At 66.7% G+C, this 13844-nt stretch carries 14 protein-coding genes; 8 read left to right on the top strand and 6 right to left on the bottom strand.

All coding sequences use genetic code 11. The features are described from left to right. Positions 1-77: 77 nt before the first annotated feature. Positions 78-437 carry a hypothetical protein gene (locus C477_RS18075; RefSeq protein ID WP_008895980.1) on the top strand — a complete coding sequence of 120 codons (360 nt, stop codon included), beginning with the start codon at positions 78-80 and terminating at the stop codon, positions 435-437. Positions 438-473: 36 nt separating this feature from the next. Here C477_RS18075 and C477_RS18070 read toward each other — a convergent pair whose 3' ends face one another. Next, positions 474-983, bottom strand: a complete 510-nt coding sequence (locus C477_RS18070; RefSeq protein ID WP_049914664.1) for an FxLYD domain-containing protein — start codon at positions 981-983, stop codon at positions 474-476. A 251-nt stretch (positions 984-1234) separates the two neighbouring features. Here C477_RS18070 and C477_RS18065 point away from each other — a divergent pair, with 251 nt between their 5' ends. Continuing rightward, positions 1235-2284: a hypothetical protein gene (locus tag C477_RS18065; RefSeq protein ID WP_008895978.1), complete on the top strand. Its 1050-nt coding sequence runs from the start codon at positions 1235-1237 to the stop codon at positions 2282-2284. Here C477_RS18065 and C477_RS18060 read toward each other — a convergent pair whose 3' ends face one another. Then, on the bottom strand, positions 2285-3337 hold the full coding sequence (locus C477_RS18060; RefSeq protein WP_008895977.1) for a hypothetical protein: 1053 nt from the start codon (positions 3335-3337) through the stop codon (positions 2285-2287). Between the two features lie 125 nt (positions 3338-3462). Between C477_RS18060 and C477_RS18055 the strand changes: the two genes are divergently transcribed. From C477_RS18055 to C477_RS18045, 3 genes are all read left to right on the top strand, one after another. Continuing rightward, complete coding sequence (locus C477_RS18055) at positions 3463-4491, top strand: hypothetical protein (RefSeq protein WP_008895976.1); 1029 nt, start codon at positions 3463-3465, stop codon at positions 4489-4491. Positions 4492-4554: 63 nt separating this feature from the next. Beyond that, on the top strand, positions 4555-5592 hold the full coding sequence (locus C477_RS18050; RefSeq protein WP_008895975.1) for a hypothetical protein: 1038 nt from the start codon (positions 4555-4557) through the stop codon (positions 5590-5592). A gap of 74 nt (positions 5593-5666) precedes the next feature. After that, on the top strand, positions 5667-5972 hold the full coding sequence (locus C477_RS18045; RefSeq protein WP_049914663.1) for a hypothetical protein: 306 nt from the start codon (positions 5667-5669) through the stop codon (positions 5970-5972). A 49-nt stretch (positions 5973-6021) separates the two neighbouring features. On the opposite strand, the gene C477_RS18040 is transcribed toward C477_RS18045, so the two are convergent. Next, entirely contained in the window at positions 6022-6366 is a 345-nt protein-coding gene (locus C477_RS18040) for a cupin domain-containing protein (protein WP_008895973.1), read from the bottom strand. A gap of 233 nt (positions 6367-6599) precedes the next feature. On the opposite strand from C477_RS18040, the gene C477_RS18035 reads away from it, so the two are divergent. From C477_RS18035 to C477_RS18025, 3 genes are all read left to right on the top strand, one after another. Then, positions 6600-8708 (top strand): hypothetical protein, encoded by a 2109-nt coding sequence (locus tag C477_RS18035; RefSeq protein ID WP_008895972.1) that lies wholly within the window; start codon positions 6600-6602, stop codon positions 8706-8708. Positions 8709-8798: 90 nt separating this feature from the next. Then, entirely contained in the window at positions 8799-9278 is a 480-nt protein-coding gene (locus tag C477_RS18030) for an ATP-binding protein (protein ID WP_008895971.1), read from the top strand. A gap of 98 nt (positions 9279-9376) precedes the next feature. Then, positions 9377-10042 carry a hypothetical protein gene (locus tag C477_RS18025; protein ID WP_008895970.1) on the top strand — a complete coding sequence of 222 codons (666 nt, stop codon included), beginning with the start codon at positions 9377-9379 and terminating at the stop codon, positions 10040-10042. Positions 10043-10084: 42 nt separating this feature from the next. On the opposite strand, the gene C477_RS18020 is transcribed toward C477_RS18025, so the two are convergent. From C477_RS18020 to C477_RS18010, 3 genes are all read right to left on the bottom strand, one after another. After that, a complete protein-coding gene (locus tag C477_RS18020; RefSeq protein ID WP_008895969.1) occupies positions 10085-10996 on the bottom strand; it encodes a hypothetical protein in 912 nt (303 codons plus the stop codon). A 90-nt stretch (positions 10997-11086) separates the two neighbouring features. Continuing rightward, a complete protein-coding gene (locus C477_RS18015; RefSeq protein WP_008895968.1) occupies positions 11087-12124 on the bottom strand; it encodes a dipeptide epimerase in 1038 nt (345 codons plus the stop codon). Positions 12125-12130: 6 nt separating this feature from the next. Beyond that, positions 12131-13153, bottom strand: a complete 1023-nt coding sequence (locus C477_RS18010; RefSeq protein ID WP_008895967.1) for a DUF1611 domain-containing protein — start codon at positions 13151-13153, stop codon at positions 12131-12133. Between the last annotated feature and the right edge of the window lie 691 nt (positions 13154-13844).

Raw genomic sequence — 13844 nt, 5'->3', positions numbered from 1 at the left:
TGTCGAATCCCGCGCGATCGTTTTCTCGCAGTGGGCAGTGGGGTAACGACTACCACAGTCGACGTTGAACGCCGAGTATGGCCACGGATACGGAGACAGATACGGACGCGTTCGACGAGATTTCGCTGACCAACCAAGTCGTCTTACTCGGCGTCGCCGAACTGCAGCGACGCGGCGAGACGCCGGCCCAGACCCACGTGCTGCGACGCGTCTGCAGGACGCAACTCGAGGGCGTCAACGTGGGCGTCATCGGGACGCTCACCGAAGCGGACGTGATGCGATCGCTCTACCGACTCGAGGACGAGGGGTTCGTCGAGGAGATCGAAACCGAAGGGACGTCGCCGACCGGGAAGGGACGCCCCGCGTACGCGCTCGACGTCGCCCCCGAAATCGTCGAGGAGGGCGTCGCCGACGAACTCCTCGAGTCCACCGACTGAGGGGAGCCGGTGCGTCGGTCGGCGGCCGAAGAGCCGTTAGGACGGCGTTCCCAACACCGTGATATCGTAGTCAGCGACGTCCGACGGCGCCTCGAGGACGACCACCTGAAACTCCCAGATCTCGCCGCCCTCGAGGTCGCCCGTCGTGGCCAGATACCGACCGATCACGTTGCCGGCGTCGTTGTAGATCCGGGTTCGCACTTCGACGATCTGGATCCGATCGTCGCCCGTGTTCTCGACGGTTCCCTGGACGGTCGAACCGACGTACCCGTCCTCGACGACGAACTGGTGGTCGGTCAGCGAGAGCGGATCCAGCGGCGTCACGGACTGCGACGGTTGCTGGTTAGCGAGCGCCGCCGCCGCGGACATCTCCGTGGCGTTCCGACTCGAGACGTTGCTGGCGTTTACCTCGACGCCGTTGCCGTCCTCGTAGGAGGGTTCGCCGCCGAGGCCCCCGCTGCCGGTACAGCCGGCGACCGCGGCCGAGACGCCGGCGCCGACCGCGGCGAGAAGCCGGCGTCGGCTCGTCGACTCCCGCCGGGTCATCGTCCTCGCGCCCCCCTCCACGAGTGGGTTCCGTCACCGAGCATGTATCGGACCGACACCGCCGACGCATTTCAGTGTAGGCCCTGAAGGGGCAGTTCTCGAGGCAGGGGGGGACGCGTCCGAGCGAATTGTCACCACTAATCACGGTCGGATACCTGCGCTCGGACCCGCGTCGCGGCCGCCGCGGTCCGAGTGCGGCGTGGCGGTGTGCAACGCAGGTCCTTATTGTCGGGTCCGTGGAACGTGGCGCCATGAGTCCCTCCGAGACGGACGATTCGCTCGAGTCGTTCGGAGCAGATGTCGGATCGAAATCGGGCGTACTGTCCGGGTTCCGAGAGTGGTTCGTCGTCGAGGGGGACCGCGTGGCGGTCGCGGTGCTCCTGTCGGGCGTCGTCCTCGCGCTACTGGTCGTTCTCCGCTGGCTCAGAATCATCGCGTTTACGAACCCCAACTCCGTCACGCGCGTCGCCAGCGGTATGATCGCCGGAACGTTCTCGCTGGTAACGCTGGTCGTCTCGGTCAACCAGCTCATCCTCTCCCAGGAGTTCAGCGCGGCCGGCAAAGCACGGGATCGACTCGAGGGCATCATCGACTTTCGGCGGGACGTCGCGACGACCGCGATGGTTCCGGCGAGTCCGGCCACGCCGACGCGGGTCCTCGAGTTGCTGACCGAATCGATCCGTCACGACGCCGCCGACCTCGCGAACGCGGTCGAAAATAGCGACGACGAGATCCGCGAGCCGATCACGCGGTACACGAACGCGGTCCAGGAGCGGACCGGACGCGTCGACGAGGTTCTCGAAGAGGGCGAGTTCGGCTCGTTCACGGCCATCTCCGCGGCGATCAACTACGACGAGGCGTGGCACCTACACGTGGCCACACACCTGCGCGGCGAGTACGGCGACGAACTGTCGCCGACGGCGTCGGAGCGTCTCGACGAGCTGATCGACTCCCTGAAGCTGTTCGGCGTGGCCCGCGAGCAGTTCAAGACGACCTACCTGCAGCGGGAACTCACCCGGTTCTCCCAGCTAACGATCTACTGCGGCGTGCCGTCGATCCTGTCCGCGATCCTGATCGGCCTCCTCTACGCCGACTTCACCGGCCCGAGCGTCAGCGCCGCCGTGCTCCCGTCCGTCACCATCGGGCTGATCGTCGTGGGCCTCACACCGCTCGCCCTCCTCGTGTCCTACATTCTCCGGACCGCGACCGTCACGCGCCGTAGCGCCTCTGTCGGTCCGATGGTCCCCCAGAAGGATCCGAAGGAAGGGCCGTTCGACGTATCCTACGGCGAGGAGCGGTGATCACTCCCACCCGACGTCCTCGCCCCGATCGGTCTCCCGGAGGATGAACGGGCCGATCGCGAGCGTCCACTTCGCGACGGTGACGACCCGGAGGATGTACGACAGAAAGATCGCGAAGGGCATCACGCCGACGGCGAAGGCGAGGCCGACGAACAACAGTCCCTGATCGAACCCCACGATCACCCCGGCCACGTCACCCACCTCGAAGACGAGGATCATGTACGCCGAAACCGCCAGCGCTGGTAGGGCGAGGTAGGCCAGCGACCGCGAGAGGGTGATGATCTCCCACCGAAAGTACAGCGTCTTGAAGTGTTCACGGGCGGGTCCGAAGAAGCCGAGCACCTCGAGCAACTCTTCGAGTTGCTCGTCGACGGCATCGGGAAGCGCCTCCTCGTGGCGGTTCCGAACCCGGTTGCCGGTGTAGATCTTCCAGGAGTAGTTGTACTCCAGGGCGGCCTTGACGACCTCGAATCGCCCGAACTGTTTGCCCTCGAGTTTGTCGGCGACCCGCTCGGCGTCGTCGGCGATCCCCTCGGCGTACTCGCGGACGTCCTCGCGAACCGCCTCGTCGAGGTCGGGATCGGACTCGAGCGCGTCGATGAGTTCCGCGGCTCGATCGCCGGTCGCTTCGACGAGCCCGCGGAGGAAGGCGGAGGGCTCCGGCGGGCTGGTGTTCCGGTCGACGGCGTCTTCGGTATCGCGGCGAAACTCCATCGCACCGGCCATCCGCTCGCGCTGATCGGCGACGGGCCCGAGTTCCTCGGCGAGGACGAACTGGTTGAACGTCAACACGAGCGTGACGCCCATGATGATCCCGATGATAGTCGGGGTGAACGTCGAGGCGATCGGCGCGGGATCGAACAGCTTCGCGATGGAGCCGGGACCGAACGTGCCGAGAACGACGAGGAGCGCGTAGGAAACGGCGAGCATCACGCCGGCGACGAGAACGCGATTCCCCTCGACCAGAAACCACAGCATCGGTCGGCCGCCGCGAACGCGGTCGACCATCGTGTTCGACGTCTCCTCGCTCGCGCTCTCGCCGGACTCGCTCATGGGACCGGTCGTACCATGGCCCCGCCTACAAGCCTTTGGCCGTCAACGGCGGCTCCGCAGCCGACGGGGTTGCTTTCGCCCGGATGACTATTTTACCCGCCGGCGTCGTCCCTTCGTCACAGTCAATGAGCGATTCGGACTCGAGCGGCGTGTTGGGACAACGGGCCGGCGTCGGCGGCCCGCGATTGTGGGTGTTGCTCCGGCTGAACCGCTGGCTCTTCACGGCGGCCGTGCTGGCGATCGTATTCGTCGTGCTGGTCGGGGCGAGCCTCCTCGGGCTCGCGCCCCATCGGATGATCGTCGAGCAGCACAACGGGACCTTCTGGATCTTCTCGGCCTTCATCGGCGCGATCATCACCGGCACGTCGATCGTCGTCACGATCAACCAGCTGGTGCTCTCCCAGGAGCTCGGCGCGGTCGGCGAACAGCGCGATCGGATGCAAGACGCGATGGACTTCCGCCAGGATATCGAGGACTCGCTCGAGGGTGAAGACGTGACGCCGCCCGAACCCGCCGCCTTCCTCTACGAGCTCGTCGACGGCGTCGAGGAGGAAGCGAACGACCTCGAGGAGACGGTGGCGGACGACCACGGCGACGAGATTCAGGGGAAGGTCTCCGATTACGTCGACGACGTGACCGAAAACGCACAGGTCGTCAAGAGCGATCTCGAGGACGCCCAGTTCGGGACCTTCGACGTGATCTGGAACGCGCTGAACTTCAACTACTCCCGGAAGATCTACGACGCGCGAAAGATCCGCGCCGATCACGGCGACGACTTATCGGAGGATGCGGACGACGAACTCGACGAGATGATCGAGATCCTGAAGTTCTTCGGGCCGGCCAGAGAGCATTTCAAGACGCTGTACTTCCAGTGGGAGCTGATCAACCTCTCGCGGGCGCTGCTGTACGTCTCGGTCCCGGCGCTCACGGCGATGGCCCTGCTGATGATGTACGTCGACGGCAGTACCCTCCCGGGGACGTTCCTCGGGATCGACAACCTCGTCTGGCTGACTAGCGCGGGCTTCGTGATCGGCATCGCGCCGTTCATCGTCTTCATCGTCTACATCCTGCGGATCGCTACCGTCGCGAAGCGGACGCTCGCGATGGGGCCGTTCATCCTCCGCGAGTCCGAGCGAGACGAAGACCTGGGCTGACGCGTCGACTGCAATCCTGCCGTAGCTATTTCCGGCCCATCGTAGTACTCTCGCGTTCGAGCGATGAGTTCCGATGGCTCCCAGCCCAGCGACACGATGGCCGAGCGCAGCGCGTCACCGACCGCGAAACACTGGCTCCTGCTGAACGCGAACCGGTGGGTGGTCACCGCGGGGCTCATGCTGTTCGTCTTCATCGGGCTGCTCGCCGTCGCCCGCGTTAGCCCCGTCTCGCTCAGGGCGCTCATGGGATCCGCGGATCCGGTCGAGACGCTCTTTCAGGCCCTGACGACCGCACTGATCACCGGCGTCACGCTCGTGGTCACGATCAACTCGCTGGTGCTCTCACAGGAACTCGGCGCCGTCGAAGACCAGCGCGAACGGCTCGACGGCGCCCTCGAGTTCCGGACCGACATCGAGGAGTCCATCGACGCGCCGATCAGCCCGCCGGAGCCGGCGTCGTTCGTCCAGGCGATCATCGCGGCCTCCGAGGACCGGGCGACCGACTTTCGCGAGGCCGTCTCGGAGAGCCAAGACGAGGAGCTCAAAGAGCGCGTCGACGACTTCGTCGACAACGTCACGACCCACGCCGACTCGATCCGCGAGGATCTCGAGGAGGCAGATTTCGGCACCTACGAGGTCGTCAAGGCCGCACTGGACTACAACTACTCCTGGAAGATATTCCGGGCCCGCCGGATCAAGAACTCCCACGCCGACTCCTTCACCGACGAGGCCAACGAGGCCTACGACGACCTCCTCGAGTCGCTGAAGCTGTTCGGCCTCGCGCGCGAGCACTTCAAGACGCTGTACTTCCAGTGGGAGCTGATCAACCTCTCGCGGGCGATGATGTATGTCGCCGTTCCCGCGCTAGTCGTCACGATGGGGATGTTGCTGTTCTTCGACGCGGATGCCGTAGTCGGGACCTATCTCGGCGTCGACGTCCTCGTTTGGATCGTCGCGGCGGCGGCGACCGTCGCCGTTACCCCGTTCCTGCTGTTGGTCGCCTTCATCCTGCGGATCGCGACAATGGCGAAACGAACGCTGGCGATCGGGCCCTTCATCCTGCGGGACTCGAGTCGCGGCGAAGATATCGAGTGGGAGTGAGTCGCGGAGAGGGACCAGCCGAGCGCGAGCCGACCGCCCCGAACTACTTCTCGCTCGAGGCCCTAACCGTCGATATGGCTCAGACGGACACTGACGCCGGCACCGGTAGCGATGACACCGTTCGCGTCTGGCTGGTCGAACGGACCTACTCCGACGACGAACAGAACCTGATCATCCTCACCTACGCGACGCTCGACGGCGAGCGCTACTTCCGCAAGGAGCGCGCGCTCACCTCGTTTACGGACGTTCGAGACACGACGGCGGCCGTCGACGTCGATGACGGCAATCTCGGCACCGTCGACGATCCCGATCTGCGAGAACAGTACGCCGCCGAAGCCGAGCGGATGGCCGAGGTTCACGACCCAGACGACGTCATCTGACGCGGATCGACGCAGATCGACGGTACCTGCTCGCGAGACGGCGGACCGGCTACAGCGGCGCGCCGACCAGAACCAGCTTCACGCGCTCGTCGCTGCGGTTGAAGATCTGGCGGGTCTCCTCAGGATCGAGCCGGATCGCGTCGTCCTCCTCGAGGGTGACCGTCTCGTCGCGATCGGTCAGCTCGACCTCGACGGTGCCGCTGACCACGTAGTAGATTTCCTCCTGGCCGCGGTCGGCCTCGTCGTGTTCCATCCCCTTCCCGTCGGGCTCGAGTTCGAGGACGGAGATGCCGACGTGGTCGCTGTCGAGTTCGTCCTTGAGGAACCACATGCCGCCCCACTCCTCGTCGATGACTGACTCCGGATCCGTCTTGCTGGCAGTGTCGTAGCCCATACGTGACCGATCGTCCGTGACCGGTAAATCGATGGGGGAAGCGGAAACCACACGGACAACTCGTTCGGCGGGTTCACGCTCGACCCGGTCATCGGAATCCCGGTATCGATCGTCCCGGTCGGCGCAGAGTGCAGAAGGCTTATGCACCGACTGCAGACATCCAGCGCTATGATGACCTTGGCAGCAGTCGCATCTGTGTCCGCGTCGTTCTCTCGAACGAGACGTGATGGGCCGTGACCGACGAGACCGCTACCGGTGTCGATCGCCGGACCGTCCTCGGCGCGCTCGCCGGTGCGAGCGGAGTCGCTGTGGCCGGCTGTTCGGCGCTCACGAGAGAGCGCGACGGGCAGACCAGCCGGTTGGACGACGAAACGGCCAAAGAGTTGGCGAGGGAATTCGCCCCGACGCTGTACTTCGACGTCCACGAGCCGTGGTTTCCGACGGATCCGCGACGGTACGCCAGCGAGCGCGACGGGGAACCCGTCGTCGACGGGTTCGACGCCCTCGACGGCTATCACGAGCGGTACAGCGCGGGCAATCCACCGGATCCGACGGTGTTCTACCGCGCGGTCGAGTACGAGGCGTCGCCGCTGGCCGCGGTCCAGTTCTGGTTCTACTCGGCGTTCGACCAGTTCACGACGAACTTCCACTGGCACGACTGGGAAGTGCTGCACGTCTTCGTCGACACCGAGACCGACGAGCCGCAACTGTACGTCGCCAGTTCGCACTCCCGGAAGGCGCCGAACAACGAGTTCCTCGACCCCGAGCCGGAGACGGTTCCGCGCATCCTCTCGGAACTCGGTTCGCACTCGAGCGCGCTCTCGGTCAACGACGTCCCCGATCGGTTCCAGCGGGTCGCCCTCGAGGACCTGCTGGCGGACGTCACGAACGCGACGATCGACGGCGTCGCGGACCTCGCGGACGTCGAACTCCCGATCGCGTACGGACTGCCGCGGGACGAGGGCTCGCGGCTCCCCTACGTCGTTCCGGAGTACGAGGGCGGTCCGCTCTACGATCACGAGCGCTTGCCGTCGGTCACTCGCGAGTCGCTGATCGACAGCGACCTGACGATCCGGTCGTACGACGCGCTGACGTCGCCGCCGACGGATCTGCCGACCCGCGAGACGGGACTCGTCTTCCGACACCGCGAGCGGGAGGGCGACGCCGACATCGAGTACGAGCTCGTACCGACCGGCGAGATCGAACACATCGCGGCGTTCACCGGGCCCCAGTTGAGCTTCGAGTTCGACGTTCCCGATGCGGTCGAGGACGCCGTCGCCGGTCACATCACGGCGACGGAAACGCCGTGGGACCAGCCCCGTTACGAGAACCCGGCGGCGGACATCACCGCTCCGAATCATCGGGCGGCGCTGGCCGACCGCTACGAGGCCATCGGCGAACCGGCGCCGATCAACACCGTCGTGAGCCGCGTCACGGAGGCGGTCACGGCCGACGACGCACCGGAGGACGAGGGACTGACGACGACGGAGACGACCGTCGAGTCGGTCGCGCTCCTCGAGAGCGATCCGGAAGCGGTTCCGACGTTCGGCGGCGTCGCCGTTCTCCGGGACGTCCCGGCCGGCGACCATCGGCTGACGGTCAACGGCGCCGGCCGCGCGCCGCACAGCGAACGCGTCACCGTTTCGGACGACGGAACGACGGCGGCCGGCGTCGACGGTGAGATTCCGCTCGTCGCCCGCAATCGGGCGACGAAACTCGAGGTCGGGGACGGAACGGGAGAGGCGGACCTCTCCGCAGTGGCCGTCGAGGACGACTTCGCCGGGCGGCTGTACGAGTCGGCGGTGGACGGCGGCGACGCGGTCTACGTTCACACCGGCGGCGCCTACACGACCGAGGTTCGAGACGGCGACGACGCTATCGGCGCCTACCGAATCAACCCGTCCCCCGGCGCGGCGTCGGCGATCCGCATCGAACGCCCCGAGACCGGCACGGCGTCCCTCTCGACGTTCGTGGCGGATATCGCCGAGGAAACGCGAGAGGGGGTCTCGACGCATCGCGACGGCGATTCCGACGCGAACGACGATGACGACACCGCTACCGGCGACGACGATCGCGGTTCGGAGAACGCCGTTACCGGCCTCGAGCGCGCCCTCGAGGCAGTCGTCGACGCCGCGCGAAGGGCCGCCGACGAGGCCCGGGCCGGCGAGCGAGAGACCGCCGACAGGCGGCTCGAGACCGTCGCCGAGCGCCTCCAGCGGGTCGAGACGCGACTCTCGGAAGCGAGCGACGAGCTTCCGGAACCGCTCTCGAAGGCGGCGCGAAACAGACTCGAGCAGGCCGAGCGACGGACCGAACAGGCTCGGACCGCCGAGACGCTCTAACCCCGGACGTCCCCGTCGCTGCCGACGGTCGCGGATACGAATCCGACGACTGTTAGGTGAGCGGCCCGTACCGCCGACCGTGATCGAGAGGTGATCCTCGTCGTTTGCGGGCCGCCGGGAGCGGGCAAGACCACTATCGCCGAGGCCCTTCGGCAGCGACTCGAGGCCCGCGACGAACCCGTCGCCGTTCGACTCCACCACTCCGACGACTTCTCGAGTCGCACCTACGAGCAGTTGTTCGAGCGAGTCCGCGACGATCTCCGCGAGGCGCTCACGATCGTCGACGGCACCTTCTACGAGCGCGAGTGGCAGACGCAGTTCCGGACGCTCGGCTTCCGCGAGGAGATCCGCTTCGTCACCGTTACCGCGGGCCTCGAGACCTGCCTCGAGCGCAATCGGACGCGCGCAAACCCGATCGGGGAACAGGGCGTCCAGGTAGTTTACCGAGAGTTCGACGCACCCGAGGACGCCCTCGAGATCGATACCGACGAGACGAACGTCGGTGACGCGGTCGATCGAATCGTCGGCGCGCTCGAGTCGTGGGGCTGGCTGACCGACCGCGCCGAGTGAGTCCGAACCGAGCGCTCGCCTTTCTGAGGAACGACGCGACCGTTGAACTTTCGGACACGTAACAGATATATGGAAGCGAACCGTCAGTTGAAACGTCCATGTTCCGCCGGCTCGCGTCGCTCCGCGAGAGCGAGCCCCTCCGATCGATCGTCGGTACCGCCGCCTTGATCGCCGTACTCAGACTCAGCGGAATGACGCTCGGAGAGATCGCCCCGGTATTCGTCATCTTCGCGTCCTCGACGGTCCACGAGGTCGCGGACGACATCTACGACCTCCCAGCCGGGACGAACTGGCTCATCTACGGAACCGGACTCGCCGCCGCAGGCGGCTGTCTGGCGTTCCTCTCGAGCGCGTCGCTCGGTGCGCTCGTGGTGCTCGCCGGCCTCTGGTTCGTCCTCGACGGCGCGGTGACCGTTCGATACGGGCCGGCTCGAACGCGCCACGAGTACGTGTCCGACCTCGAGGACGACGCCGGCGAGACGATGCTCCGCGTTCAGACGGCGAACGTGGTGTCTCAGGCGCTCCGAGACGCTTCCGGTCCTCGAACGGTCGCGGCGCTCGCTACCGAGGTCGATCTCACCGAATCGCGCGTCGAGAGCACGCTCGAGTACTTGGCCTACAAGGGCCACGTCGAACGGGTCGGCGACCGATATCGCGCGATTTCACACCGATGGGGACAACTGACTCCCGTCGTCCGGCTTCTGGGGTGGCTCCCGCGGCGAGTCGGGCGCCCGTTTCGGCGGCTGGCCGCGAGCGCGTCGTGAGATCCGTCCCGTCAGTGACGACGGAGACGCGCCAACGCGATACTATAACCCAGGGACCAGCGCCGCGAGATCCTCGGGCCGCTGTTCCGGTTGCAGGTCGTCGGGCAGCACGTCCCAGCCGAGTTCGTCGGCCCCGGGCTCGGCGTCGGTCTCGAAGCCGGCTTCGGCGGCCGGCTCCTGTTCCCGGAACTCCGCCGGCGGCGCGTCGTGGGCGTAGACGCTTTCGGGGTGGTCGATCGCCCAGACGTGGAGCATGCAGGGCGTCCGACAGGGGAGGTCGATATCCCCGTCGGCGAAGTCGTGTTCGTAGGCCTGCTTGTAGTACCACCACGCGAACCGGCCGGGGAGCCCGGAGTGGTAGTGCCAGGGGGAACAGGGCGTCTCCGGGTCCGCGGTGGCGCCGATGGGGGCGTCGTCCGCCGGCTCGGCGTCGCTCGCTTCGCCGCCGTAGACCGCCGGCGGATCGATCTCCTCGCCGTTCCGCGTCGCGACGAACATCACGCCGATCGATCGCCAGGACTCGTCGTCGACCAGCACCGACTCGGGTCGCTCGGGGTCGAGCACCGCGTCGTCGCCGACGTACTCCGGGTTGATCCAGTGGGAGTAGCTGGCGTCCTCCCGCTCGAGCGCGTCGAAGTACGGTTGGTATCCCGCATCGACGAGCGCGCCGACGTCGGGGTAGTGCTCTTCGAGGACCGCTTGCACCTCCGATCGGAGTTCGACCGTCGTCGGGTGGTCGTCCGCACAGCCCTCCATCCCGTCCTCGACGCAGTGGCCCATGTTCGGCTCGAGGGTCGCGTCGGGACAGCGGTCGTCGAACCACGGCGTTCCCGCGGCGTCGCTCCCGCTCGCTCCCGCCGACCCGACACCGATCGTCGAAAACGCGGCCGTCCCCGCCGACGCTCGCAAGAGCGTTCGCCGAGAGACGGTCACGTTATCGTCACCGTCGTACATACCAGCAGTTCTCCACCGACGACCGTTGTAAACCCCCGTTGCCGACCGGCGTGACAGTCGGCGCGCGTGATCGATCAACCGACCGGACGACTACTCGCGAACCGCGCCCGTCCCCGGCCGCTCGAGGCCCGCCAGATCGATCCGACCGCCGGGCATCGGGACGCCGTCGTAGGGGTCGTCGGCGAGCAGCAGCGAGCCGTCCAGGTCGGCGTAGTCGAGCAGCGGCGCGAGGTGGCAAGCGGCCGCGATCGAAGCGTTCGACTCGGTCATACAGCCCAGCATGACTTCGAGACCGTGGGCGCGGGCGGCGTGGATCATCCGTTTCGCCTCGAGCAGGCCGCCGCACTTCATCAGTTTCAGGTTCGCGATGTCACAGCGGTCTGCAATCTGTGGAATGTCCGCGAGCGTCACACAGGACTCGTCGGCGGCGATCGGGAGCGGCGAGCGCTCGGAGACGTATCGCAATCCCTCGGGATTCTCGGCGGGAACGGGCTGTTCGACGAACGCGAGGTCGTGCGCCGCCAGTCGCTCGATCTTGCTGACGGCCTCCTTCGGCGCCCAGGCCTCGTTGGCGTCGACGAACAGGCGGACGTCGGGCGCGACCGACCGAATCGCCTCGACGATCTCGAGGTCCCGGTCCGTCCCGAGTTTGACCTTCAGCGTTCCGTAACCGCGCTCGAGAGCGGTCTCGGTCTTCTCGCGCATGGTCTCCGTGTCGTCGAGCCCGATAGTGTATGAGGTCTCGAGCGTCTCCGTCGGATCGAGCCCCCAGTAGCGGTAGAGCGGGACGTCGAACCGCTTGGCGGCGAGGTCGTGGAGCGCGATGCTAACCGCACAGCGGGCGGCCGGATTCCGCCGGACGGTCTCGCGCATCTCGCGTTCGATGCGCTCGAGTCGGTGGGGATCACTCGTTTCCTCGACGACCGCGAGCAGGTCCGGCAGGACGGCCGTCACCGTCTCGACGGTCTCGCCGTAGTGAGATGCGGGCGCGGCGCCGCCGACGCCGACGGCGTCGTCGTCTTCGATTCGGACCGTCACGACGTCCCGCTCGGTCGTCGTCCCGCGGGCGATTCCGAACGGGTACTCGAGGGGCAGCGCGCGGCGTTCGAAACTGGTCTCGAGTGCCATCGACGATCACTCGACGATGGCCTCGAGGACGTCCTCGGCCCCGAAGCGAATCACGTCGGTCGCGGGCGCGTCGATCTCGCTCGCGTACTCCTCGACGGCCTCGCGCGCGTCGGGGTCGGTCTCGAGGTCGCTGGTGTTCAGCGCGCCGGCGACGATTTCGCCGCCCGAAACTGGGGCTGACAGCGACTCGTAGAGATCTACGTAGGTCGCGGGGTCGGGGAGCGCGAACGATTCGTAGCCGTGGATTGTCCCCTGGCCGGCGTTGTGACAGAGGACGAGCTTGTCGGGCATCGACCCGTGGAGGATCCCGCAGGTGACCGCCGAGTACGCCGGGTGGACGATACAGCCCTGGCCCTCGACGAAGAGGTAGTCGTGGTCGTCGCCCTTCTCGACGATCATCTCCTCGACCGCGCCCGCGGTGAAGTCGCTGACGACGCGGTCGATCGGGTTCCCCCAGCCCTCGATCATGATCCCCGTCTGGCCGGTCGGGATCACGGCCGCGTCGTGGCCGGCTTCTTCTGCCGCCCGCGCGAGTTCCATCGTCGTCGTCATCTTGCCGACCGAACAGTCGGTGCCGACGGTGAGGACGATCTCGGCGTCGACCTCGCCGGCGACGCCTTCGGCGACGGACAGGTCTTCGGGCGGCTTGCGGACGTCCCGCAGTTCGCAGTCGTTCTCGGCCGCGAGGCGGGCGAACTCCTCGTCCTCGGCGAGGAAGTAGTGCAGTCCCGAGACGACGTCGCAGCCGTACTCGAGGGCCGTCCGAACGTCGTCTCGCCAACTCTCGTCGAACGCCCCGCCGATGGGGGAGATGCCGATCAGCAGGGCGTCGACGTCGTCGGCCGCGAGGTCGGCCATTCCGTCGACGATCGGTGCGTCCTGGACGTCAGGGACGAAGTCGTTCACGCGGCGGCCGGCCGACTCGCGGTCGAGGACGGCCGCGGCTTCGTAGTCGGCGTACCGGAGGACGCCGAGGGCGGTCTTGGCTCGGTCGGGAAACTTCTCGTGGGCGAGAATCGCGACGCGCATACCGGATCATCGCCGAGGGAGTACTTAAGCGGTCGATATCGAGGCCGAAGCGATCACTCCACCGACACGCGGTGGCGCGCACTGTCGATCGGTCCGAGCGAGACGAGGGGCGACTGGAGGGAGCTCCTCGATGCGAACGGGAACGAAGTGACCCGTGAGCGAAGACGAAAGACCGATCGACGACGCTGCGCGAGGTCTTCGTGAACGGAGTGAACGAAGGCGTGTCAGAACTTGTTCTGACAGTGGATGAGCGAGTGAGCGAAGCGAATGAGCGTTAGCGCGGAACCGAAGGTTCCGCGAACCATGCGAGCGGGCCGTTGGCCCGCGAGCAGAAATCGGCTGGGGAGGGAGTGGCAATTCCTCGTTGCCAGCATGCGGAGGACAAACGACTGGTCTTCCACAGAACGCGGTGGAGCGGAGAGACTGCAGTCTACCCACTCGGTCAGCGACTTGTCCGCCCGCGCAAAAAGTCGTCCTCGAACGCGCTCGAGTCACGCCCTCGAGCGCAACGTCCGGATCGCGATCGGGGGTCGCGCCTGTCAGTTCTCCTTGAGTGCGCACGCGGGCGAACAGAACCCGCGCTGGGCCGCGTTCGCGTCCGGATACGCCTTGAATTCGTCACCACAGCTGCTGCAGCTGACGGTTTCGAAGTCGGACATAGCTCGTTCGAAGAGTCGTCCGCATCGACCAA

Source organism: Haloterrigena salina JCM 13891, assembly GCF_000337495.1.
Taxonomy (GTDB): domain Archaea; phylum Halobacteriota; class Halobacteria; order Halobacteriales; family Natrialbaceae; genus Haloterrigena; species Haloterrigena salina.
The sequence above is the reverse complement of the archived record's forward strand: the minus strand, read 5'-3'. Positions and strand labels throughout refer to the sequence as shown.